The sequence below is a fragment of the Chitinophagaceae bacterium C216 genome (assembly GCA_028485475.2).
Classification (GTDB): Bacteria; Bacteroidota; Bacteroidia; order Chitinophagales; family Chitinophagaceae; genus Niabella; species Niabella composti.
The window spans coordinates 2,400,526-2,426,307 of record CP144143.1 but is presented as its reverse complement, the minus strand read 5'-3'; the positions used below and the strand labels follow the sequence as shown (position 1 = coordinate 2,426,307).

Sequence of the window (25,782 nt, the reverse complement as noted above, 5' to 3'; positions counted from 1 at the left end):
GTTTTAATGGTTTTGAATGGAATAACTCATACCGAGAGCTATTTCATAACACACCTTAGAATGTTATTGATAAACCGAACGATACACTCTTCAACATGGGATAGTTAAACCCGTCACCTTGGTTACCATCACCCAGCAACTGATCGGACTCCGAAACGTTTTCTGGATCGATATTGTTCTTGGTATACTTGAACATAGGTGAGTAGGTATAAAGGTTTTCTCCTGATACATATACACTGGCACCTTTAATACCAGCTTTGCGTAACCATTGATCAGGCAGATTATAACCCAGCTGAATATTCTTTAAGCGTACGTATGCTGCATTCTGTAGATAACGGGTTTGTACTTCACGAAGTACACCACCTGCTGTCCATGCCAAATAAGCAGTATAGCGAGGGAAGTATGCATTGGGATTATCTTCGGACCAGATATTGCCTATTTGTGAAACTGGAGGATGCCCGTAAGGTGCATTATACTGTCCCCAGAAAGTGTTGGCACCGCGGCTCGGATACCAATCTCTTTTTCCTACACCTTGAATGAATGCAGAGAAGAATAAACGATTCCAATCGGCAGAAAGGTTCAATCCAAAGCGATATCGTGGCGACGAATTACCGATAATCACTTTATCACCAGGATTATTTACAGTGTTGTCTCCGTAATCGATAACCCCGTCGTTATTTAGATCTTTAAACTTAATATCTCCTACGCGCCAAACACCTGCAGCAGTAGAAAGGAATAGCGATTGATTGGCTGAAGTACGAATCTGCTCTTCAGAAACGAAGAATCCGTCAGTTACATATCCCCATATTTCACCCAGTGTTTGTCCTTCGTAGTAATCGCTCAACAGTTTGCGGCTGTTGTTGTATTTGAGAATGGTAGATTTATTATCGGATAGAATAGCTCTGATATTGTAGTTGAAGGGTTTTTCCGCCAGCAGGAAGCGATCACGATAGCTTACACTAAGCTCAAAACCTTTAGTCATCAGATCTGCATAGTTGCCTCTGGGAGAAGCTGCACCAAATACCGCAGGTAGTTCAGGACCTGTAGTAAACATATTGATGGTTTTACGCTGATAGTAGTCTGCATTAATCAACAACTTATTGTTGAAGAGTCCTAAGTCCAGACCAAAGTTGGCTGTTGTAGCGGTTTCCCAAGTAAGACCAGCAGGTAATACAGCCGGTGCACTGGTGCTTGGATTTTGTACGCCTTCAATAATGCGTGTCATTTTAGACAAGGAGAGTTGTTCTTGGAATACATAGGAACTGATATTTCCGTTTCCTAAAGAACCATAGGAAGCTCTCAGTTTTAAGTCAGAGATTAGGTCTCTGGAAATATTCCAGTAAGGCTCCTTAGTTAAGCGCCATCCCGCAGAAATGGAAGGGAAAAATGCAAAGCGCTCATGTGCAGGGAATTTAGAAGAACCATCGTAACGGCCGTTTATTTCGAGCAGATAACGATCGTCATAGCTATAGTTCACTCTGAAGAATCCTCCCATTATGTTCCATTGTTCGTATCCGCCAGTAATTGTCATGGATTCGCCTAAGGCCAAGTTCAGGTCTTCTGCATCAGCGTAAATCAAACCATTACGTTCAGTACCCACACGTTTATAGGTGCTGAGCTCATAGTTATAACCCAGCAAGGTTTTTAAATAGTGTCTTTTGAATTTTTTCTCAAATTCACCATAAAGGTTAGAAGCTATATATTCTGTACTGCGCTTGATAACACGCATATCGTTATACGCGTTACCCAGGTATTCGATTACGCCCGGAATACGACTGTAAGGTACCGGAACGCGTCTGCGTGTTTCATTGTTATTGGTAATTTGATAAGTAAAATCTCCTTTTATGTTTAAAGCATTATTGAAGAATCTTGCATTAAATGATGCTGTATTACGGAATATGTTTTTGTCATAGTCCATTCCGTTTTTACCATAAGCGTAGTCTCCCACGGTATAAGCGGCGGAGTAGGTAAGTGTTCCGTCGGGGTTATACAGAGGTACCATGGGGTGACCTTCTGCCACGATATTTCTCCATATACCGCCAGTTTCTCCAACGTTCATGGGAATATGATAGATTACTTTGGAGAAGTCGGTGTTGTTTGAGACGGTCAACCAAGGGAATACATCTAAGCTTCCTTTGGAGCGTACATTATACATTTTGTAATCATCAGAATTATATCGAAACAGGCCTGGTTGATTAAAGTAATGTCCCGATAATAAATAGCTTGTTCTATTGCTTTTACCGGATACAGTTATGCCCTGATCAATGGACTGTGTGTTGCTTTTATACAGATCCTTAAACCAGTTGTGACTATCGTAATATACATACTGGCCGGTTACAGGATCTACTTCTACACGAGGTAGAGAAGGATCTTCTGACCTGCGTTTCAACTCCTGCAAGTACTCCTGAGAGAATGGCAGCGTTTTGTTGACATTTTGCGGATAGCTGGCGTAGTTATTCCAACTTGCAAATGCTTCATTAAACATAGAAGCCCAAGTGTACCCGTCAGTTACAAACTCTGGAATATAAGTTGGTTTCTTGATGGAGTAGTTAGAAGTGTAGTTGATCTGCAGTTTTTCATTTTGCGGATTTTTGGTAGTAATCAAAATCACTCCAAACGCACCTCTTGCACCATAGATCGCAGATGAAGCTGCATCTTTCAAAACAGTAATGGATGCAATATCCTGTGGGTTGATGAGTGCAGGATTGCCTTCCACTCCGTCAATCAATACTAATGCTTCTCCTCCCTGTCCGATTGATGTTACCCCACGTACGTTAAAAGTTGCAGAAGTACTGGGACGACCATCGGGAGGTGTAAGGTTTAGGTTAGGTATCAAACCCTGTAAGCCTTGCGACAGGTTGGTTAGAGGCCTGTTTTTTAAGGCTTCGTCGGTAATTTGTTCAACGGCACCAGTCAAATTGGCTTTGCGCTGTGTACCATAACCTACCACTACTACTTCATCCAGCGCCTTTTTGTCGGCAGTTAATACCAGATTAATCTGAGCATTGCCTGAAAAAGTTCTTACTTCTGTTTTATAGCCAACATAAGAAAAAGTTATACTGCCCTGAGACGCGTTGCTATGTAGTGTGAATCTTCCTTCATCATTGGTCTTGGTGCCCGCAGCAGTACCATTAATAGTAACGCTTACGTCTTTGAGGGCTTTACCTTCTTCATCCATTACTATACCGGTAATTGTTGTACCGTTTTGAGCTATGCTAATGTTCGTCAAAAGCAAACAATAGCATAGGATGTATATATTTCTAAAAAGTTTGCTCATATTTCAGTCAATTAAAATTTAAAGTGGATATCATCTATGTTAATACGAGGTTTGTTGTTGTTTGCGAAAGGAATGGAAGTGTTTACCACGCGGAAACGCACTGCTTCATTAAAGGTGGCGTTTACGGGGAATGTGGTTGTTTTTAATCCTGAATATTGGGTATCCACTTCAACTGTACCTAATGGAGTATAAGTGGCTCCACCGTCTTTTGAAATCTCTACAGTGAATACAGTGGGATTAACGTTTCCTAATTCGGCTGTAGCAGGGTAGATGCCGTGGGATACAGAGATGGATTTTACTCCTTTCAGATCAAAATTCATTTCAATGATACCGTTACGCACGTTGTTACCCACAGTACCTTGTAGGCGGATACTTTGTCTACCGTTTTTGGGATCTGCGGCTGTATTTGCTGTAATACCACCGTCAATAATCCATTGACCTGTGATAAAGGTCATTACTTTTCGATCGTAGTTGGTGTTGTATGAAAGCTCAAAGTCTTCAAGTAGTTCGTCTACTCCTACTTTGATGTCCTCCAAGTCTCTTAGATAGAAGAGTAATTCATTATCGGTAAATGACGCCAATCCCACCAATGATTGTACAAAGCCGGGGTTATCGATAGTGGCAAATACGGAGTTGTTGGCAAAGGAGGCATACATTTCGGCAATTTCATCGTCAATTAAAATTTTGCCGTTGAGCTTATTGCTCTCGCTATCGAGAGTGATTTTTTCCAATTTAACCAGCATAGGTCCCCAGTATTTTGCATTGGCAAGCAATGCTGCAATATTGGTGGATTTGGGCATGAGACTTTGTTGCTCGCCTGTGCTTGTGATTTGTGATGAGGATAGATTGGTTACCCACAAATCTCCTCCAATTCGTTTCAGAATGGCTCCTTTTAGGTTAAGTACGACGATATCGTTTTTAGTAAACTGATGGGAGCTTTCTTTCAATTCAATGTTAATGGCGGCATCCTGTGTTAGGTCTTGTACTATTAATCTGTTGCCGGGGAAATTACCACCGTTAGCGTCGGAAACTACCACTGCTCTGATGGCGGTTTCTCCTAGTACAATCTGATCTTGAACCTGAACACGGCGGAGATTGTAAATCGAAGCCGGTGAAGGATCGCCGTAACTTCCAATTTTGGGGTCACGAGAACAGGCCACGCCTACCAGGCATAGCACAATCGGCACAATGAGTTTTGCGAGTCTGGAATACAATGTCATAAGAATTAATTTTTCATTTCAACATAATGTTTAAAGTTTCTGTGAATGTTAGGCGGAAAGCCTCTGTGTCAAATGTGCTTTTCGTAGTGTCCCAGTAGTTGGTATTTTTCAATCCAGTAATTAATGCATTCAATACCCAGGATTGTGTCCATCCTGTTTGTGTGCCCCATGGACCCCAGCCAGAGTCGGCATTGCTGGCCCAATACTCCCAACGTCCGAAGTCGAAAGCTCGGAACCAAGATCCGTCTAGGTCACGATGTGTTGGGGCGTGTACCTGTATTCTTACAAACAGGTCTCTGATAGCATCCACGGCATTTTTGTAGGTGCTATCCTGTGTAGCGGCATAAGCTTCGTTAAGACCAAAAGAGGCATAGTTGATGGTGTATAGCAGATCCGTTACTTTATCACCATATTCTGCAATTAGCGGTGCTTCTTTGGTACCATATTCGGCATTAGAAAGAATTTTGCCGTATCGTCCCATGCCTTTAAATCCCAGTCGCTCTTTAATGGCACCACAACTATCCATGTCTTTGAGAAGGGTGAGGGCTACTAGCTTCAACCAATCCCTATGCTGCTGTGTGTTTTCTACCCGTACAAGCCAGGCCAACGGCAGCAGCATCCGTGCGTATTCTTGCTGAATACCATTGGTCCATTTCCATTCGGGAAATGCATTCATGGTAATGGTGATAGCTTCTTTGGCTTTTTGTTTAAGGGGTTCGTATTGCGTTTTGTCATAGAGCCACAGGTATAAGGCCCATAACCAGCTTTCGTAGTGCGGATGAATATTGATAATGTTGCGATTGCCAAGAGCCTGCCATGTGGTTTTTTGCATAGCTGCATCTCTAAACCACGGACCACGAAACCCATGCACACCAGCAGTGCGGAAATTGCCCAGAATACCTTCTATAATATAATGGTTCCATTCGGACGAAGCCAGATGCGTGGCTGCACCAATAGTACCTAATAATACGCGTGCATTGTCATCTCCGTAATAGGCGTCGGGATCAGTAGTGGCCCAGCCAATCAGGCCGAATGATGGACTTTGGGGATCGTTGCGTTCTCCCTGACGTAGGTTGGAGGTTTTATATAAATAGTTTAGCAAATTAATTGCTATGGAATCATACTCAGGCTTATTTAATAATCGAGACGCTGCACTGAGGGCAAATGCAGTTTCGGCTTGACAGTCGCCCCGAATCCACCAACGTATGGGTTGACTGCCATCTTTATTGATGTAGGAGGCATGGCCTTCTAGTATACCATAGCGGCCATTACCGATATTCATATTATCTGAGACTGGAGGGAATACTACACCTTCACCATTTTTCTTTGTAAAGCTGTCCACCAAATGCTTCCAATTTTCCGCTATCAACAATTTTGAGTTCAGATACCACGCGCTACCTCTTTCCACAGCTTTCAGATAATCGGCGCGGGTGATCTTTTCTTCTTTCGCAAATGAAGGTTGTACGGTAGCGGTGGTGGGCCACTTTATAGGTGTATTAATCCCTACATAGTTTAGAATATATTGCCACAAGGTTTCCCAATAGTGAAATGGTCCAAACCTTGCATCGAGCCAATTGCTGATCTGTATACCGGAGACCAGTACGTTCTGTTTTCGGAATAGAAAGGGAAAACGTTCGGTATCTAGAATGCCATATTCTGCTTTATCAAAGCCGGCAACTTTGGCGATGTAGGCATAAGTGTGTGGCTGATCGGGGTAGGCATAGAAAGGATGGTCGTTTATCGAAAGGATCGCCATCGAGTCTAGCTGCGGAATTTGCTTTCCTGCAATTACGCCACGCTCCAGTGTGATTTTTTTTATTTCTGGTTGCTCGTTCGCTAAATAATAAGGATATTCAATAAAGACTTTTAAGTCTTTAACGGCTATTTCTCGAAGTAGTGCTGAAGTAAGTGCCTGAGGCTTCTGAATACTTCCCAATACTAGGATACCGTCACCTTGCCGCGCTTGTTTGATCGCTGCCGCTAAAGAAGTGGCATGTTGTACATGAGCGCCGCTTTTTTGAATGGATGTAAATACAGGTAAACTTTTATTACCGACCACAATGGTCTTAGCTTTCGTCATTTGCATGCATATGCAGCACGCTAATAGCAAAACCAGGAATTTTGTATTTTTTTTCATGATGGAACTCAAAAATATAAATTTATTTCACAAATAAACTAAATTAATAAAAAAATTTATTAATTATTTTGCTGTGAAAGATAAAATGGGGATTTTTGGTGGGTTTTATTATTAATTTTATATTTATAAATATGCTATTATTAATAAAATTTAGTAATAGATAACCTTTACATATGAAAGACCTCAAAAATTTCCTAGCTGATTTATCGGAAAAAGAGCAGTCCGAAAGTGGCGTGCAGTATAAAAATGCATTGCTACAGAAGGAGATTTTGGCTTATTGTATCCGTAATGAGAAAGTGACGATTGCTGAACTTTCGCAGTATACCAATACCAGCGTTCCTAAGGTGAATGATGTGGTTTCGGAGTTGTTGGATTATAATTTGATTACCGATTTGGGTAAAGAAATTATCGGAGTGGGGCGCAAGCCTAATTTTTATGGACTGAATGCTGAGGCTGGATATTTTATGTCGGTAGAGGTACACCGACATCATGTAAATCTGGCTTTGATTAATTTTAAAGAGGAGATTGTAGTTCTCAATGAAAATGTGCCCTTCCAATTACAGAACACCAAAACCTGTTTTGAAGAGCTTTGTAGCTTGATTGACAGTTTTTTGAATGCTCAACATCAATATGTTCCCAAAATAGCAGGACTGGGTTTAACCATCACTGGTAGAGTGAATCATAAAACAGGGTACAGTTATAGCTTTTTTAATTTTCATGAAGAGCCATTGAGTAAAATTTTGGAAAAGCGCTTTGGAATGCCTACCTATGTAGAGAATGATACGCGTGCTATGGCTTTTGGGGAGTATGCCAAAGGGTGTGTAGGGGATGAAAAAAACGTATTGTTCCTTAATCTCAATGAAGGTATTGGGATGGGAATCATTATCGGTGGCGATCTTTATTCAGGTAAATCGGGGTTTGCTGGTGAATTCGGCCATCTGGCCATTTTCAATAATGAAATCATTTGTCATTGCGGGAAGAAAGGATGCCTGGAAACCGAAGCTTCAGGAGCGGCTATCGTACAGCAGTTACATCAAGCTATTCGAAAAGGGACATCTACTATCTTAACCGAGCAAGAATGTATCGACGATATTCAAGTAGGACATATAGTGGATGCTGCCCTGAAAGATGATAGTCTCTGTATTGAATTGCTTTCTGCTGCGGGTGAAAAAATCGGGAAAGGGATTGCACTAATGCTAAATCTTTTTAATCCCGAACTAGTGATTATTGGTGGAGAGCTTTCGCGTGCAGGGTCGTTGATATTACTCCCGATCTTATCATCTATCAATAAGCATTCACTGAATTTGGTTAATACTGATACAGAGTTTAAGTTTTCCAGGTTAGGCACCAAAGCCGGTGTGATTGGCGTGAGCCTTTTACTCAGAAATGAGTTGCTAGGGATTGATTAATAATTAAAACACATTTAATATATCATCATTTAAATAATTTCAATGAGTATCAAGTTGTATAATGCAAGTATTAATAGTTTGGAAAAAATTGATATAGTTATTAAGCAGGATGTTATAAGTGGCTCTAAGTATATTGCCAATCTTATCGCCGATTTAATCCGTTCCAAGCAGGCGTCCAATGAGCCATGTGTGCTGGGTTTGGCTACTGGCTCCAGTCCTAAAACTTTGTATGCCGAACTGGTACGCATGCACAAGGAAGAAGGGCTGAGCTTTAAAAACGTCATCACTTTTAATCTGGACGAGTACTATCCCATCAGCCGAGAGGCCGTGCAAAGCTATTATCGCTTCATGCACACCCATCTGTTCAATCATATAGATATCGATCCGGCTAATATTCATATTCCTAACGGAGCTATTGATAAAAGTGAAATCAAAGCTGCATGCTTGGAATATGAAAAACAGATTGAAGCCGTAGGCGGTATTGATCTGCAGATTCTGGGTATTGGTAACAACGGTCATATAGGATTTAACGAGCCGGGATCGGGTATATACACCAAAACCCGTTTGGTCAATCTTACCAACAGTACGCGTTTAGCCAATGCTTATGAATTTGCCAACATTTCCGAAGTGCCGCGCATGGCCATTACCATGGGCATCAGTACCATTCTGAAGTCTAAACAAATCGTACTGATGGCTTGGGGTCCGGCCAAGGCCGAGGCTGTGAAAAGAGCCGTGGAAGATGAAGATACCGAACAAGTGCCGGCCTCTTTCCTGCAGAATCACGACAATGTAACCTTTGTGCTGGATGAAGCGGCCGCTTCGCAGCTGACCCGCTTTAAATCGCCCTGGCTTACCGGTGAGTGCGAATGGACTCCGAAGATGATTAAAAAAGCTGTGGTAAATATGGCGCTGCAGACCGGCAAAACCATCCTGAGTTTGACCAATGAAGATTACAACGATAACGGCTTGGGCGACCTGTTGGTGGAAAAAGGCGATGCCTACGAAATCAACCTTCAGGTATACTACATGCTCCGGGATACCATTACGGGCTGGCCTGGGGGTAAGCCTGGCGTAGAGATACCCAATCATCCGGAGCGTTCCACACCTTACCCCAAGCGTTGTCTGATTTTCTCCCCCCATCCCGATGATGATATCATCAGCATGGGTGGTACTTTTCAGCGCCTGCACGACCAAGGTCATGAAGTACATGTGGCCTATCAGACCTCGGGCAATATTGCAGTAACGGATGAGTTTGTTACCCGCTTTTTAGACTTTGCCGTAGGTTTTAACGAAGTGGCACAGATCCACTCCGACATTCCTCAGAAGATATTGGATGAAGCTCGCCTGTATATTGCGGAGAAACAGCCGGGTCAGGTAGACACACCGATTATCCGTGAGATTAAGGGATTGATACGTCGTTGTGAGGCCAAGGCTACCTGTAATTATGTAGGTATCAAGCCCGAGCATGTACACTTCCAAAACCTGCCGTTCTATGAAACGGGCACAGTGGAGAAAAAGCCACTGGGGGAAGAAGATATTCAATTAACGATGGAACTGCTGCGCCAAGTGAAGCCGCATCAGGTATACTGTGCGGGTGATTTTGCAGATCCCCATGGTACCCACTTGGTATGTTTCCATGCGGTACTACAAGCGCTGCAACGCATCAAGGCAGCGGGAGACGAATGGATTAAAGACTGCTGGTTGTGGTTATACAAGGGAGCCTGGCAGGAGTGGAATATCGAGGACATAGAGATGGCCATACCAATGAGCCCTGCACAGGTACGCAAGAAACGTTTTGGCATCTTTATTCATCAGTCTCAAAAGGATAGTGTACCGTTCCAGGGTAGTGATGACAGGGAGTTCTGGCAGCGAGCAGAAGAGCGTAATGCAGCTACTGCAAAGTTGTATGCCGACTTAGGACTCACCCGTTATGCAGCCATGGAAGCTTTTGTGAGATGGCATTATTAGCAATCAACATTCTTCTATAATAGTACGCACATCAACCCGCCTAAAGGCGGGTTGATTGTTTATTGCAATTATATTGTTAGCCCAATTTTATATGAAAATAATGATGAGGGGTGTCTTATTTCAAGGCTAGTTGGATATGTGCCAGATGATGCTTACAATGCCAAGAGTAATTTCCTGTAGCTTCATCCAGCCGAAAGCTTTTGCCATATTCAGGATGTATATAAGTCCTGTTGAAGTCAAGTGCCTTCATTTCTTATAATAAAGCATGCCACCTGCTATGAACTCCTTCTAAAATGGAGAGCGAAGCAGCAATGGGGAAATTTTTGCTATCCGGTAGTTCGGCACATAGGCTTTCTGGATACGGTTTAATAACAGGTTGATCTTCTGTTAGTGCCAGTTTGAAACGAATAATGGCATTCATGTGGCTGTCAGCGCAATGATGTATAATTTGTTGAATTGTCCAACCGCCTTCTCTGTAAGTAAGTTGCAGCTGTTCCGCAGTTAAAGGTGCGACTGTGGCCTTTAGTATATACGGAAACTGAGCAATATCTTTTATCCATTCTTTTAGTTGCTGTGCTGTAATGACGGATGGTTTCTCAAAAACTCCAATGGGATACTTACGTTTTTCTAATTCCATTATGTTGCTTTTAGAGTAAAAATTATAATATATGTTTTGTGGGGGTTATGAGTTCTTAAACTGTTTGATAGTGTTTATATGGTGATCATCGTGCTCTGCTACAAAATACATCAGGTCGGTGATACGCATTGGCAAGTGTAGGCGAGGATGTAGTAGTGTATATTCAAAAGCGGAGGTTTCAAGCTTTGCTAATAGGTGTAAGGTTTTTAATCGCTGCTGCTTGAATTGATTGATGATTCGGGAAATATTATATTGGTTAAATCGAGCTTCATGAGTGGCTGTATTATTTAAGTCGGCTGGGGTCATAGTAGTGTGTTTATTTATTAAATCTTTAAATCGATGCTGCCATAGGGGCTCCATAATTAACATGTGGCCTATATGTTCTTTTATGGACCATTTGCCATCGGGTTTTAGATTGAGCTGCCATTCGGGAAGATATTGCGTGAGTGCTTGCACACGTAGTGCCGTGCATTGTAGTCTTTGCAGTAGGAAGGGAAACTGATCTATGGCAATGGGAAAGGAAAAGGATCTATCAAACCAGGGTGTTATGTTCATATAAAGAATATTGGTTCTTTTCGCTTGTTTACAAATGTCCGTACCAGTCTCGGTCAAATGCTTTTTCGAGAAAACGGATGAATAGGTTAATCCACTTTATAAACATAAAATTTAAAATAGACCGATTGGTCTTTTATTCGTTAAAAAAATTAGGCTTTCAAGCCCAGAATCATCTTTTCCAGATAATCCATGGCGATTTTTAATTCCCGAGTTCTTTGGGTAAGTTTCGCCTGCATCAGGGCCCCTTCGATGATGGCAATCATGAGTACTGCAATTTGAGTGGGATTCGTGCTGGTGCATATTTCTCCACGGGAGATACCACGCTTGATTTGATTTTCTATAGACTTTTTCCAAAAATCCAATGCGGCTGCGGCTCTTTCACGCAACTGCGGGTGCGTATCATCCGCCTCAGTGGCAGTATTGAGTATGGGACATCCTGCCTGCAAATAGGGGTATCGAAAGAACTGACGATAAGTACGCGGGTATACTAATAGTCGTTCTATCGAATTATCTGTGGCTAGAATTCGGTTTTTCATGTGGTCAGTCACTCGTTGATGATTGTATTCAAAAGCTGCCAAAGCAATAGCATCCTTGTTTTCGAAGTTGCCATATATGCATCCCTTTGACAAGCCTGTAGCTAACATAACGTCGTTTAACGAAGTGCCTGCATATCCTCTAACATTGAACAGTGGAGCTGTCTGTTCAATAATAAACTTTCGGGTCTTTTCTGATTTTGACATCATTGATGAGTGAATGATATATACAAATATATAAAATAAACTGATTGGTCTATTTTTTTATGATGAAGAATGATTGGCTGTAAATTGTGGAGAAAAGAGAGCCCTTTAGGAGGGGATTCCTTTTACTTGCCATTCATCTCCTTTCACCTCTATCACTTGTGTGTTGCTAATAGGAACTATGGGTAGGCGATTGTGGTATTCCTGATATATTTGTGCTGCTACTTCCTTAAAAGGAGCATTGCCATAATGCGGTAGGGGATAAATATCAATGATGTCTAATCCGTGATAGTGCTGCAGTTCAGGCGCTTTTGTAGGGTCATCCATCAGAGAGGAGTAGGCAATATCCGGTGCTAGAATAATGCTACCTGCCGATGCGCCAATGTATAATTTCCCTTTGCGTATTTCTTCTGCAATAAGTAAGTCCGTTCCGGATTTCTTTAGCTCCTGCAGCAGATAAAAAGTGTTTCCTCCGGATACATAGATAATGTCACAATCGGATAAAGTAGATTGTATTTTTACTTTAGAATTATTTTCAATGGATAATGCTTCGATAATAAGACCTAACTGTTCTAAAGCTGCTCTGTCATTATCTACATACTTTGTGTAAACTTCTACTACACTTGCTGTAGGGATAAAAGCTACTCTCTTACCAGTGAGAGGTTTGGGGTAAAAAGCAGGAAGATGTTCGGCAATATCACAAAATGACGAACTGAGAAATAGCTGTTTCATATAGTTAGATTATATGCTGATTACAAAATGTCAAATCTTGTATTTATGTTGCATAACAACATGTTATTGGCAAAAATATCAGCTTATTATATAAAGAAAAAATTATACTCCTTGCTGACATACTGTTGTCACAGCTCGTATTTTTTTGCAAGGGGCAGTAGTATGCCTTTTAAAAAGTGCAGGCTGTTATGCGGTCAGGAATGTCTATTTTAAAGTATAATTCTTGTTGGTTCGTTTTCCTATAGAGAAACGCCGGAAAATATGAAGCAACATCTACAGATAGGTTATTATTTGAAAAAATTGGACAATCTACTTACGGAAGGCATCCGTCGAATACATGAATCGGTAAATATTACACGACTGCAATGGCAATTACTTAATACAGTGTATGTGCTGGAGCAAGCAAATAGGAGCAACCTATATGCAGCGCTCGAGGAATTCGCTGATAAAGAGACTGTCGATAAAGCAATTCAGGAGCTGAAGAGTAGAAACTTGTTAGAAGAAACAAACTTGTTAATATTAACCGATCAGGGAAAGGTTTTGCATAACACATGTTTGAAAAGGCAGGAAGCCTTCAGGCGGCGAGTTATGCAGCAGATTTCCGATGAAGAATATCTGCAAGTGCTTAGGGTATTGGAAAAAATGATTATAAATCTGGAAGAGTAACATTTAGCTGTTGAGAATCTTTATCAAAAAAAAATAAGAAACTGTCCCCCTTGCAAGAATTGGGTCGTTATATAAGCGAACCATAAAAAAGAAACGTATGAAAGAGTTTGCATTAATCTTCAGATTAAAAGATATCAGTGATTTTAAGCCTTCGCCCGAACAAATGCAGGAGCGTATGAACTGGTTAGCTGGCGTAGCAGCCCAACAAAAGCTTGTAGATAAAGGGAACACCCTGCTACCTATACCGGGTAGTGCTAAGGTAGTCAAACCCGGTGGTGTGGTAACTGACGGACCTTACACGGAGATAAAAGAGTTTGTTAGTGGCTATGTGGTGGTGAAAGCCGAATCGATTGATGAGGCGGTAGAAATCGCCAAGGCTAATCCTATTTTCGATCAGGTAGGGGGTAATATTGAAGTGCGTGAAGTTTTAAAACGAGATTGATCTTGAAATCACCTCAGGAACTTTTACCGCATTTATTTCGACAGGAATATGCGAAAATGACGGCCGTATTGTGCCGTCATTTCGGTTTGCAACATATTGAATTGGCTGAAGATATTGCCAGTGATACTTTTTTGAAAGCATCTGAACACTGGCCTGTTCATGGAATTCCTAAGCATCCGGTAGCGTGGTTATATACAGTTGCTAAAAACAAATTGAAAGACTATTATAAACATCTTTCAGTATTTGAGCAGAAAGTGAAGCCAGCCCTTTTAAATAGTGAGCAGAAAGCGATACCGGAACAGGAATGGGATCATCGTTACATCGAAGATAGTTTTCTGGCAATGATATTTGCTGTATGCAATCCGGTAAATACACCTGAATCTCAAATATGCCTAGCATTGCAGATTCTCTGTGGTTTCAGCATGGAAGAAATTGCTCGTGCTTTTTTATCTAAACCCGAAACCATTAAAAAGCGTTTACAGCGCGCAAGGCAGTATTTGCGTAATGACGGTTTTAATATTGTAGCATTGGATAGAACTGCTATTCAGAAACGACTGAATACGGTACTTAAGACGCTGTATCTATTGTATAATGAGGGATATTATTCCGTTACTCATGACACACAAATTAGAGCTGAATTGTGTTCGGAAGCGATGCGCCTCACATTGTTGCTCACCGAAAACCGTCTCACTAATACACCTGCTGCTAATGCATTGCTAGCGCTGATGTGCTATCAAAGCTCTCGTCTCCCAGCCAGAATGAACGAGCACAATGAAACTATATTATTTGAAGAGCAGGATGTACGGCTTTGGGATCAGTCGTTAATACAGCGAGGGCATTATTATCTGATTCAGGCTACGGAGGGAGCGGAAGTTTCAAAGTACCATCTGGAAGCCGGTATTGCCTATTGGCATACGACCACTGACGCATCTAAATGGAACCGAATCTTACAATTATACAATCAGCTGGTGCTGCTAGAGTATTCACCGATTACGGTCTTGAATCGATTGTTTGCTTATTCCAAGGTTTACTGTAAGAAAATGGCTATTGAAGAAACAGAACGTTTAGAGTCGAGTGAGAATAACTATTATTATGCGCTATTAGGATACTTATATACTGATATTGATAATGAGAAAGCAGTTTATCATTATGAAAGGGCCATCCAACTCAGCCGTTCTGTGGTGGAAAAACGGACCTTGCAAAGACAGCTAGTGAAATTAAGAGATGGAAACAGTTAAGCTTAGTTGATCGATTTTTTAAACCGAATTTCATAGACAACTATAAAGTATTCCAAGGATTCTAGCGTCTTACTAAAAGGGGAGCACGTGATTTTCGGATTTCAAATGATTTCAATGATTGCTTAACTATTTAGTTTTATGACGCGTCGTAATCTTATTAAATATGCTCTTAGCTTGCATATTATTGTTTCAGTTGCCTTATTAGGTGATTCGGCTGGCTATTTGGCAATTGCCATAAAAGCATCACAACAGACTGATCCTCTGGTAATAAAAACGCATTATGAGATCTTGCAAATGTTGGGTTTTGTTTTTGGTGTACCTCTCAGTTTTCTGGCTTTATTGTCAGGACTGTGGTTGACTTATCTCACAAAATGGAAGCTGCTAAGATATCCATGGGTGACCGTTAAATTTTTACTGATTATTACAGTGATCCTTGTTGGTGCATTTATCTTACGAGACGGAATGGATACAATGTTGCACGGAAAAGGTGGCGCGGAAGGAAGATTGATATATGGGGCAGTATATGATGTATTGGCTTTAATATTAGCTACCCTACTAAGCGTTTTCAAGCCTGGAAAGCGTGGCGGTATTAAGGCAGAGTCTAATCAACCTTAATACTATGCATATGAGTATGTAACGCGTGTATTTACTGTGCCTAATCAGTATTGGTTGCGTCCCCCGTATTATTTACTGTCTTATTTACTCAGTTTTGGTTATGGGTTTCTGGTGTTTTTATAATGATGAATCTTTATATGGTGTTAGCCTTTCTCTTTAACGGTTGTGATTGTTATAGTGACAAGGCGCGAAAAGTGAAAAATCATGAACTTTCTGCAATAGATGTCCGTAATAGGGTTAAGGAACAATTTCCTATGCTGATAAAGGCAATCTTGACTGGTTGCATTCCCCTGAGCGAGGATTTTTGATCAAAAAAATTAACCCATGGCAATTATTTAATTGATAAGGCTTCGATATTAAAAAGTATAGTCAATTCTCCTTATTTTGAACCTTATTGCATTTTTAGTTGAAATTAATATTAATCATATGAGGCTTATCTTCATCCTACTTTCTTTTATTAGTATTCAAGTAGGAGCACAAACGCAAACCGATATTTTTACAGCACTTAAATCGAAGCATTTTTTTCTAGCAAAAGAAATTTACGAGGCTCAGAAGAATAGTTATACCCGCCAGGAGCGACAGTATATTGAAGCAGTTTTGCATAATGCTTTCAATAAACCAGCTCAATCTAATGTGATGATTGACGCTTTACTTGCTACACCGACTTCGGTTCCTGATTCGATAGCTCTTCTGTTGTATCGTACCCGGTCGGATAATTTTGTGAAACTGTTTGAGTATGAAAAGGCAGCGAAAGCTATTGAAACGATATTAGAACGGTACACTACATTACTGGAACCTCAGGAACAGAATGATTTAAAAAATAGTCATCTTATCTGGACTAAACTAAAAGATGTTCCCAAGCAGGTTGTTAATATACCGGCTACTACCCGTATGCAATTGAAAATTGATAAGGCGGGTTTGAAGAATTTGGTGGCTCATCATCAACAGGACAGTGTTGATTTTGTTTTTGACACCGGAGCAAATATTTCTACTGTTACTGTTTCAACTGCGAAAAAGTTGCGTATGCAGCTGATCCCGGCGAATATAGAAGTGGGTACGATAACCGGAGAAAAGATTCTTGCTGATCTGGCTGTTTGCCCTTCGTTATATATTGGAGCAATTGAATTAAAGAATGTTGTTTTTCTAGTATTGCCGGATGAAGCATTGTATTTTCAGCCTATCGATTATAGGATCAATGGAATAATAGGATTTCCTGTGATGAATGCTTTTAAAGAAATTCATATTACTCGCGATCAGTATTTTATTATTCCCGAAAAAGAAACTGTTTACACCGCCTCATCTAACATGGCACTGGATGGGTTAAAGCCTATGATTCATATCAATGGTATGCATTTTACATTCGATAGTGGAGCCGATGAAAGTATGTTGTACAGTAAGTTTTACAAAGCACATCGAGAGGATATTGATGGGAAATATCAACCTCAGGACTTCTCATTGGGTGGGGCTGCCGGGGTTAAAACTTTTTCAGGTTTTTCTATTCCTTATACATTTACCATATTGGATAAGAAGGCTCATCTTGACAAAGTGAAAGTAGTTAAAGAACCAATTAATGACGAAGAAAATGTATATGGAAACATAGGGCAGGATGTTATCAATCAGTTTGGTGTACTCATTCTCAACTTTGATAAGATGTTTATCAAGCTGAACTAGTTCGTCATAAATAATGAGGTTGTGGCGATTACTGGAATCCGGTTTAAAAATGGATAGGTTGTTGTTTTATAAAACATCGTTAAATGAAAGTAGAATATATTCCTATTAACGCCGACTAGTAAAATAATTTCGTTAGGAACAGATGTAGTATGCTATGCTAGGGCAGCGCTTAATCCTTTTGTTAAAATCAGAAATAATACTATTTTTAGGTATTATCCTCAAGATTTTTTTACTTTTACAGTGTGAAGAAAGTAATCGCAATATTGCTTTTAGGGATTTTTCTTACTGCCAATACAGCTTTTGGGCAATTATTGCGGTTGCCAACTCTATTTCATCATTATTTGGAGCATGTAGAGTGGGATAATTATACTTTTGCCGAGTTTCTGGCAGCACATTACTCAGGACAGATTGAACATCCCGATGATCAGCATGGGGATCATCAAAAACTTCCATTTAAGTCAGGAGACTTTAACACTTCTCATGTAGTAACGGATGTGTTACCTCAATGTCTATATTTATCCGAAATTATAGTGGAGGGTGTTGATACTAAAACACCAATCCATGATAAGGATGATTATTCCAATTCTTATCTGAGCCGCATTTGGCAACCTCCCCGTATCTAGTTAATCATTCCCTCATTTCTTTTGAAGAAAAGCGTGCAGCTTTTCTATTTGATTATGTGGATATTTTCACATGATGAGATTTTTCAATGATTAACTCGGAAAGGCAATGTTGAATCGGATTATTAATTTTTCTATCAAGAACAAGCTAATTATTGGAATTTTTATAATTGCTCTCGTTGGCTTTGGTATTTATGAATTAAGGCGGCTGCCTATTGATGCGGTTCCGGATATTACCAATAATCAGGTGCAGGTGATTACGGTAGCACCGGCATTAGGGGCTACTGATGTAGAGCGACTGATTACTTTTCCCATCGAGCAGGCCAACAGTAATATACCCTATCTAAAAGAACTGCGTAGTTATTCCAGCTTTGGCTTGTCGGTAATTACGCTGGTGTTTGAAGATGATGTGGATGTATATTGGGCGCGACAACAGATTGCTGAGCGTTTGCAACAAGTTCAGGAAGAATTGCCCAAGGGTTTTGGATCGCCCTTTCTGGCGCCTATTACTACTGGATTGGGTGAAATTTATCAATATGTAGTTCGTCCTGAAAAGGGGTATGAAAAAAAATACAGTGCTATGGAATTACGTACCATCCAGGATTGGATTGTACGTAAACAGCTGTTGGGAGTAAAAGGAGTGGCTGATGTGAGCAGTTTTGGCGGTTTGCTAAAGCAATATGAAATAGCTGTAGAGCCCGAGAAGCTGTTTGCTTACCGGATTTCCATTGCGGACGTATTTGAAGCCCTTGAAAGAAATAATCAGAATACGGGAGGTTCTTATATCGAAAAAGGCCCCACAGCTTTATTTATAAGAAGTGAAGGATTGGTGGGCAGTATCCATGATATTGAAAATATCGTTGTTAAGAATTTGCCTGATGGCCTTCCACTCTTAATAAGAGATGTGGCGGAAGTAAGATTTGGGAATGCTACCCGCTACGGTGCGCTTACCTATAATGGCGAACAACAAGTGTCGGGCGCTCTGGTATTGATGCTGAAAGGAGCGAATAGTAATGAGGTTATCAGAAACGTAAAAGAGCGCATTGAGGAAATTAAGAAAACATTACCCGAAGGTGTAACTATAGAGCCTTTTATCGACCGCACTAAAATGGTGAATAACGCTATCAGTACTGTTAGCCAAAATCTGATGGAAGGCGCATTAATTGTCGTATTTGTGTTAGTGCTGTTTTTGGGTAATCTGCGAGCAGGCCTACTGGTAGCATCTGTGATCCCACTGTCCATGCTTTTTGCCATCATTCTCATGAATCTTTTTGGTGTGAGTGGAAATTTGATGAGTCTTGGCGCATTAGACTTTGGATTAATCGTAGATGGGGCTGTGATTATTGTAGAAGCGGTAATGCATCGTTTATCGCATAGTAACCGATTCAGAAATATTGCCCGATTATCTCAAGTAGAAATGGATCAGGAAGTTGGCTATTCCGCTTCTAGAATGATGAACAGTGCTGTATTTGGGCAAATGATTATTCTGATTGTGTATCTACCCATATTTACATTGCAGGGCATTGAAGGCAAAATGTTCAAGCCTATGGCGCAGACAGTTGCTTTTGCCTTACTGGGTGCCTTTGTGTTATCGCTCACATATATTCCTATGATGAGTGCTTTGGTATTGAGCAAAAAGATTTCAAATCAGCCCACGTTCGCTGATCGCTTCATGAACCGCCTTGAGCGCTTTTATCAAAAATACCTCATTAAAGTATTGCGTTTTCAGCGCCAGGTATTAGTTACGGTATTGGCTTTATTTCTTTTCGCGTTATGGGTAATGTCGCGTTTCGGTGGTGAGTTTATTCCTTCATTACCTGAGGGGGATTATGCAGTTGAAACCAGAGTACTACCGGGAAGTAATTTGGAAACCTCCATCGACGCAGTTTCCAAAGCCTCTCGTATTTTATTGAAAGAGTTTCCGGAAGTGCAGCGTGTGGTTGCGAAAACAGGAACTAGCGAAGTGCCCTCCGAGCCATTGCCCATCGATGTTTCGGATATGATAATTGTGCTAAAAAATCGAAAAGAATGGACATCTGCACGTACGTATCATGAATTGGAAGCCAAGATGAGTCAAGCACTGGAAGTGATACCCGGTGTTACTTTCAGTTTTCAGTATCCTGTGGCAATGCGATTTAATGAGCTCATATCCGGAGCCCGACAGGATGTGGTGTGTAAAATATTCGGAGAAAATCTAGATACGCTAGCCTATTATGCCAATATACTTGGAAGAATCTGTAATAGCGTAGAAGGAAGTTCAGGCGTGTATGTAGAGTCTGTTTCAGGCTTACCGCAGATTACCGTGCGCTATAATCGTGCAGCCATCGCCCGATATTGTTTAAATGTGAATGACATTAATAGTGTTATCAATGCCGCGTTTGCGGGCCAGATCAGTGGGGTGGTATACGAAGGTGAAAAACGTTTTGATTTAGTAGTGCGGCTAAAAAATGAACGACGTAGAAATTTGTCGGATGTACAGCAACTTTTAATTCCTACACCACAGGGAACACAAATTCCCTTGAGTGCCGTAGCGAATGTACAAATTGAGGAAGGTCCTAATCAGATTCAGAGAGAAAACTCACAGCGCAGAATTATTGTAGGGTTTAACGTGCGCGGTCGTGATGTGCAAAGTGTCGTGCATGAACTACAGGAAAAAGTGCAGCAGCAAGTGAAATTCCCCTCTGGATATTATGTTACTTATGGTGGTGCTTTTGAAAACCTAGTAGAAGCCAAAGCTCGATTACTGATTGCAGTGCCGGTAGCGCTGGCATTGATTTTTCTCTTACTATTCTTTGCCTTTCATTCTGTAAAGCAGGGATTGTTAATATATACGGCCATACCGTTGTCGGCAATTGGAGGTATCCTGGCTCTGGCAATACGCGGTATTCCGTTCAGCATTAGTGCCGGCGTAGGATTTATTGCATTGTTTGGTGTGGCGGTGCTCAATGGTATCGTGCTTATAGCAGAGTTTAATCGTCTTAGAGCGGAAGGTTATAAAGACCTGAAGCGTATTGTAGTACAGGGAACGAAAATTCGTTTGCGTCCCGTGTTGATGACAGCCACTGTGGCATCTTTAGGTTTTTTACCCATGGCCATAAGTACGGGAGAGGGGGCTGAAGTGCAAAGACCACTAGCTACAGTGGTTATTGGAGGCTTACTCATAGCTACTTTTCTCACATTATTTGTATTACCCATTTTGTATATCATGACGCATCAGAAAGCATTTCGCTTAAAAGGAAAGAAAGGGATTGCAGTTGTATTTGTATTTGTATTATTACTGTGTTTTGTAACGCAAGCTCAGGTGCCCATTACGCTGCAACAGGCCATAGATACAGCTTTGGCCAATAATCTCACTGTAAAGAATGAGCGGTTGAAAAGGGAGTATCATCAGCAATTAATTAAGTCCGGAGCAAATATACCCGCTACAAATCTGGTAGGAGAGTATGGCCAAATGAATAGTATTTATACAGACGCTAAACTGGGTATATCGCAGACAATTAATTTCCCTACGGTATATTCTAGACAAAAGGAAGTACTGAATGAGGAATGGAAAAGTAGTGTACTTCATGTGGGTATACAGGAAGCGCAGCTGAAAAAACACGTTACACAAGTGTTTTTTACGTTACTTTATCTACGGCAAAAGAAAAACTTACTTCTCAAAAATGATAGCATCTTTAGTGAGTTCATGAATAAAGCTGCCCTTCGGTTTAAGGCCGGTGAGAGTAATGTGCTCGAAAAAACCACCGCCGAAAATCAGCGCGGACAAATTGCTTTACAATTAAAACAGCTGGAACAAGATGTGGCAGTAGTACAGCTACAATTTCAACTGTTGCTCAATACCACAACCCCTTTTGTGCCAACTGAAGCAAACACTGCTCTTCCTCGATTGCTCGCCTATGAGGTGGGACACTTGCCGATGCATCCTGAAGTGCGTTATTGGCAGCAGCAAAAAGAATTGGCTGAGGCAACTACTAAGCTCGAGCGATCCAAATTATTACCTGAACTTACTTTGGGTTACTTCTTAATAGGGATGAAAGGGAATGGTGCTGATGATAAATGGTATTCCGGAGCATTGCGTTTTCATTCGGGGCAGATAGGACTGGGAATCCCTTTGTTTAATGGCGGTCAAAAAGCCCGAATAAGGGCTTCCGCGATCAATGAAAAAATTGCAGCTACTCAGTATGAGGTGCAACTGCAAAATCTGGAGAGTGGCTATAGGTCTGCTTTAGAGCAGTATAAAAGACAGGAAGAAATGGTGGCATATTATGAGCGCACTGCATTGAAGCATGCCGAAACTATAGTTGAAACAGCTAACAAGCAGTTTTCAAATGGAGAGATTAATTATCTGGAATATGTGCTGTTACTAAATCAGGCAACAGAAATTCAGATCAATTATGTTGAAACCATTAAAAACCGAAATCTGGCATTAGCCGAACTTTATTATTACATTAATCAGTAGCACGATAAGATGAAAAGGAATTTTTTATTTATACCCATCGTATTGTTTTTATTATCCTGTAGTGAAAAAAAACAGGAAGCTGATATTCCCAATGAGCCTGCTGAGGAAAATATGGTGGTGCTTACTCCGGAGCAATATAAGAATGCAGGGATTGATACCGGATCGCTGATGCAGAAAAGTATTTCGTCCTTGCTGAAGGTGAGCGGTAAGATTGATGTTCCGCCACAAAGCCTAGTATCGGTAAGTGTGCCGATGGGCGGCTACCTCAAGCACTCTAACTTATTACCGGGGATGCATGTCAACAAAGGTGATGTGTTGGCAGTATTAGAGGATGTTCAGTACATACAGTTGCAACAGGATTATCTAACATTGAAGGCGCAACTGGCGCTAAACAAAAATGAATACAATCGCCAGAAAGAGTTGAATGAGAGTAAAGCCAGTAGCGATAAGGTATATGAACAAGCTAAGGCTAATTATGAGTCGCAATTGATTGCTGCTAAGGCTGCTGAAGAAAAATTAAGGCTGATTGGTATTAACCCGAATACGCTTACTGCAGATAATATTTCTAAAAGCATCAGAATTTATGCACCTATTTCAGGATATGTGTCAGCTGTGAATGTGAATATTGGCAAGTATGTAAATCCGAACGATGTGCTTTTTGAATTAATCAATCCTGATGATATTCATCTCGCGCTTTCCGTGTTCGAAAAAGATGTGGATAAACTTTTTATTGGTCAAAAGCTGGTAGCTTATACCAATACGCATCCGGAAAAAAGATATGACTGCGATATAATTCTAATTAGTCGAAATCTATCGGAACAAAATGCTGTAGAGGTGCATTGTCATTTCGATCGGTACGATAAATCGCTATTGCCCGGCATGTTTATGAATGCTGAAATTGAATTGAACGCTCAAAACGCTACGGTGCTGCCCAGCGATGCAGTGGTGCGCTATGGAAATAAACAATACGTTTTTATATCAAAGGGAAATTATGCTTTTGAAATGATAGAAGTTGCGACAGGTAGTGAGGAGGAAGCGTATACTGCCGTGAGTATACCAGATCAGCTAGCAAATCAATCTTTTGTAATAAAAGGAGCTTATAATTTGCTCATGGCCTTGAAGAATAAAAGTGAGGACTAAAATGATTGAATTTCGATGGGGATAATGTATACTTTCCCTAATTTCACTTTTAAATGAAAAGTATCAAAAAGGCAACTTTTACAGCAGTAATTGATATTATAGGGATTAATCCCTTTGTTTCTCTTCCGGAGCCGGTTTGGGAAGGTGTTTTTCGTCAAGCGCAGAAAGAGAAAGGACCTATTCTTATAAGAGGAACCATCAATGGGAAACCTTTCCGGCAAACACTGGTTAAGTTTAAGGGTGCTTGGCGGCTTTATGTTAACAATGTTATGCTCAAAGACTCTCCACGACGTGTAGGGGAGGCGGTGGAACTTTTTGTCGAGTATGACCCTGAACCGCGTACTATTGCACCCCATCCCGATTTTATCAGAGCACTGAATCAGCACAAAAAGGCTAAACATGTATTTGAGCAGCTTCCCCCTTCTCTACAGAAGGAAATAGTACGATATATTGCTAATCTGAAAACCGAAACGAGTGTACAAGCTAATATTGAAAAAGCCATCGGGTTCTTAACCGGTAAGAACAAATTTATAGGCCGCGAGCCAATTCGCTCTTAGAAAAATAATTAGAAAGAGAAGATTGATGTAGGTTTGTATGTATGAGCAGCCGTTTTTCCATATCCAGGTTTAGGAAGAGTTTGTGCTATGCATGGGCCGGACTTAAAACAGCTCTACGCTCTGAACAAAATCTGCGTTTTCATTTAATAGCGACGGTTGCAGCAATGATACTGTCGTTTGTCGTATCGCTTTCCCGTGTTGAATTTGCCCTAATTATTATTTGCATTGGATTAGTGCTTGTGGCAGAGCTGGTTAATACAGCCATTGAAAAACTATGTGATAAGATAGCACCTTCTCTGGATGAGCAAATTAAGTTGATAAAAGATTTATCCGCTGCTGCAGTACTATTAGCGGCCATTACAGCTTTTATTTGTGGTCTTATCATCTTCCTGCCCAGAATCTTTTCATTTCTGTCTTAGGGAACTATCTATTCATGTAATTTTCAATACGATTAGCAATTGAGGCAATAACAACTGTTAGTTTTATTAATTAAATGTGCATAATTTTTAAAAACTAACGGAACAGGATGGTAATTAGGTTAGATAAGTTTAAATTTGCGCCTCACAATTTTAAACAATAATCAATTGGCAATGCAAAGAGTTTACAATTTTTCAGCCGGCCCTTCTGCTCTTCCGGAAGAGGTTTTAAAGAAAGCACAAAGCGAGTTGCTGTGCTATGGTACAAGTGGTATGAGCGTAATGGAATTGAGCCATCGCTCGAAGGACTTTATAGCCATTTTTGAGTCGGCAGAAAGTTTATTGAGAGAATTGATGCGTGTGCCGGACAATTACAAGATATTATTTCTACAAGGGGGCGCTTCATCGCAGTTTGCGATGGTACCGCTGAACTTGATGAATAAAAATAAAAAAGCGGATTATGTAAACACAGGTACTTGGTCTACAAAAGCTATTAAGGAGGCAAAGCGTTATGGTACAATAAACGTGGTAGCTTCTTCAGAAGATAAAACCTTCAGCTATATTCCTGAGCTGGATCCTTCTAAATTTGATAAGGATGCGGATTATTTCCATATTACTACCAACAACACTATTTATGGAACTCGTTATGCCACCTTACCGGATACCGGCAATGTTCCGTTGGTAGCAGATATGTCTTCTGATATTTTGTCTAAACCATATGATGTTTCCAAGTTCGGCCTTATTTATGCCGGAGCTCAGAAAAATCTGGGACCTGCAGGTGTGACTGTGGTAATCGTAAGGGAAGACCTAGTAGGAAATGCTATGGAATTCACACCTACCATGTTCAACTATAAAGTGCATATTGATAGTGATGGTATGTACAATACCCCGCCCACATTTGGAATTTATATCATGGGCCTAGTATTGCAATGGGTAAAAGAACAGGGAGGTGTTGAAGCATTGGAAAAAATCAATAATGAAAAAGCCAACACACTTTATAATTTCCTAGACGAGTCTTCGCTCTTTAAGAGTACTGTAAAAGGTAAAGATCGTTCTATCATGAATATTCCTTTCGTTACCGGTAATGAAGAGTTGGATGCTAAGTTTATTAAAGAAGCTACAGCTGCCGGATTTGTACAACTGAAAGGACACCGTAGCGTAGGGGGTATGCGCGCCAGCATTTATAATGCTACCCCGCTGGAAGCAGTACAGAAGCTGGTGGAATTCATGAAGAAATTTGAAATGGAGAATAAATAATCTTTAACGACTAATCAACATACAAGAGA

21 protein-coding genes are annotated in these 25,782 nt (G+C 40.7%); 13 read left to right on the top strand and 8 right to left on the bottom strand.

The window, feature by feature from the left end; translation table 11 throughout:
- Positions 1-55: 55 nt before the first annotated feature.
- From PIECOFPK_RS10305 to PIECOFPK_RS10295, 3 genes are read right to left on the bottom strand one after another with little or no spacing between them, the layout of a single operon-like run.
- A complete protein-coding gene (locus PIECOFPK_RS10305) occupies positions 56-3,277 on the bottom strand; it encodes a SusC/RagA family TonB-linked outer membrane protein (protein WP_409965801.1) in 3,222 nt (1,073 codons plus the stop codon).
- A gap of 11 nt (positions 3,278-3,288) precedes the next feature.
- Positions 3,289-4,497, bottom strand: coding sequence for a DUF5689 domain-containing protein (locus PIECOFPK_RS10300; protein WP_330975740.1), 1,209 nt, complete (start codon positions 4,495-4,497; stop codon positions 3,289-3,291).
- A 13-nt stretch (positions 4,498-4,510) separates the two neighbouring features.
- Positions 4,511-6,577: a hypothetical protein gene (locus PIECOFPK_RS10295; RefSeq protein ID WP_409965800.1), complete on the bottom strand. Its 2,067-nt coding sequence runs from the start codon at positions 6,575-6,577 to the stop codon at positions 4,511-4,513.
- A gap of 230 nt (positions 6,578-6,807) precedes the next feature.
- On the opposite strand from PIECOFPK_RS10295, the gene PIECOFPK_RS10290 reads away from it, so the two are divergent.
- Positions 6,808-8,043: an ROK family protein gene (locus PIECOFPK_RS10290; protein ID WP_409965799.1), complete on the top strand. Its 1,236-nt coding sequence runs from the start codon at positions 6,808-6,810 to the stop codon at positions 8,041-8,043.
- Between the two features lie 42 nt (positions 8,044-8,085).
- Complete coding sequence (gene nagB / locus PIECOFPK_RS10285; protein ID WP_409965798.1) at positions 8,086-10,011, top strand: glucosamine-6-phosphate deaminase; 1,926 nt, start codon at positions 8,086-8,088, stop codon at positions 10,009-10,011.
- Between the two features lie 115 nt (positions 10,012-10,126).
- Here nagB and PIECOFPK_RS10280 read toward each other — a convergent pair whose 3' ends face one another.
- The 5 genes from PIECOFPK_RS10280 to PIECOFPK_RS10260 form a co-directional block, all read right to left on the bottom strand.
- Entirely contained in the window at positions 10,127-10,261 is a 135-nt protein-coding gene (locus PIECOFPK_RS10280) for a hypothetical protein (protein ID WP_409965797.1), read from the bottom strand.
- A 3-nt stretch (positions 10,262-10,264) separates the two neighbouring features.
- Positions 10,265-10,648 (bottom strand): YfiT family bacillithiol transferase, encoded by a 384-nt coding sequence (locus tag PIECOFPK_RS10275; RefSeq protein ID WP_409965796.1) that lies wholly within the window; start codon positions 10,646-10,648, stop codon positions 10,265-10,267.
- Between the two features lie 45 nt (positions 10,649-10,693).
- Entirely contained in the window at positions 10,694-11,203 is a 510-nt protein-coding gene (locus PIECOFPK_RS10270) for a DinB family protein (protein ID WP_409965795.1), read from the bottom strand.
- 149 nt (positions 11,204-11,352) lie between these two features.
- Complete coding sequence (locus PIECOFPK_RS10265) at positions 11,353-11,946, bottom strand: TetR/AcrR family transcriptional regulator (RefSeq protein WP_330975402.1); 594 nt, start codon at positions 11,944-11,946, stop codon at positions 11,353-11,355.
- 102 nt (positions 11,947-12,048) lie between these two features.
- The gene (locus PIECOFPK_RS10260; protein WP_330975401.1) at positions 12,049-12,672 is read right to left on the bottom strand and encodes a Type 1 glutamine amidotransferase-like domain-containing protein; all 624 of its coding nucleotides are present in this window, start codon (positions 12,670-12,672) and stop codon (positions 12,049-12,051) included.
- Positions 12,673-12,933: 261 nt separating this feature from the next.
- On the opposite strand from PIECOFPK_RS10260, the gene PIECOFPK_RS10255 reads away from it, so the two are divergent.
- From PIECOFPK_RS10255 to serC, 11 genes are all read left to right on the top strand, one after another.
- Positions 12,934-13,338, top strand: coding sequence for a hypothetical protein (locus PIECOFPK_RS10255; RefSeq protein ID WP_330975400.1), 405 nt, complete (start codon positions 12,934-12,936; stop codon positions 13,336-13,338).
- A 97-nt stretch (positions 13,339-13,435) separates the two neighbouring features.
- The gene (locus PIECOFPK_RS10250) at positions 13,436-13,780 is read left to right on the top strand and encodes a YciI family protein (RefSeq protein ID WP_330975399.1); all 345 of its coding nucleotides are present in this window, start codon (positions 13,436-13,438) and stop codon (positions 13,778-13,780) included.
- A 2-nt stretch (positions 13,781-13,782) separates the two neighbouring features.
- The gene (locus tag PIECOFPK_RS10245) at positions 13,783-15,018 is read left to right on the top strand and encodes an RNA polymerase sigma factor (RefSeq protein WP_409965794.1); all 1,236 of its coding nucleotides are present in this window, start codon (positions 13,783-13,785) and stop codon (positions 15,016-15,018) included.
- A gap of 138 nt (positions 15,019-15,156) precedes the next feature.
- A complete protein-coding gene (locus tag PIECOFPK_RS10240; protein WP_330975397.1) occupies positions 15,157-15,633 on the top strand; it encodes a DUF2269 family protein in 477 nt (158 codons plus the stop codon).
- A 426-nt stretch (positions 15,634-16,059) separates the two neighbouring features.
- A complete protein-coding gene (locus PIECOFPK_RS10235) occupies positions 16,060-17,304 on the top strand; it encodes an aspartyl protease family protein (protein WP_409965793.1) in 1,245 nt (414 codons plus the stop codon).
- A 242-nt stretch (positions 17,305-17,546) separates the two neighbouring features.
- The gene (locus PIECOFPK_RS10230; RefSeq protein ID WP_330975395.1) at positions 17,547-17,927 is read left to right on the top strand and encodes a hypothetical protein; all 381 of its coding nucleotides are present in this window, start codon (positions 17,547-17,549) and stop codon (positions 17,925-17,927) included.
- A gap of 106 nt (positions 17,928-18,033) precedes the next feature.
- On the top strand, positions 18,034-22,383 hold the full coding sequence (locus tag PIECOFPK_RS10225) for a CusA/CzcA family heavy metal efflux RND transporter (protein WP_409965792.1): 4,350 nt from the start codon (positions 18,034-18,036) through the stop codon (positions 22,381-22,383).
- Positions 22,384-22,392: 9 nt separating this feature from the next.
- Positions 22,393-23,523, top strand: coding sequence for an efflux RND transporter periplasmic adaptor subunit (locus PIECOFPK_RS10220; RefSeq protein WP_409965791.1), 1,131 nt, complete (start codon positions 22,393-22,395; stop codon positions 23,521-23,523).
- A 53-nt stretch (positions 23,524-23,576) separates the two neighbouring features.
- The gene (locus PIECOFPK_RS10215) at positions 23,577-24,080 is read left to right on the top strand and encodes a YdeI/OmpD-associated family protein (RefSeq protein ID WP_409965790.1); all 504 of its coding nucleotides are present in this window, start codon (positions 23,577-23,579) and stop codon (positions 24,078-24,080) included.
- Positions 24,081-24,121: 41 nt separating this feature from the next.
- On the top strand, positions 24,122-24,499 hold the full coding sequence (locus PIECOFPK_RS10210; RefSeq protein WP_330975391.1) for a diacylglycerol kinase: 378 nt from the start codon (positions 24,122-24,124) through the stop codon (positions 24,497-24,499).
- Between the two features lie 171 nt (positions 24,500-24,670).
- Positions 24,671-25,753 (top strand): 3-phosphoserine/phosphohydroxythreonine transaminase, encoded by a 1,083-nt coding sequence (gene serC / locus PIECOFPK_RS10205; protein ID WP_330975390.1) that lies wholly within the window; start codon positions 24,671-24,673, stop codon positions 25,751-25,753.
- Positions 25,754-25,782: the final 29 nt, after the last annotated feature.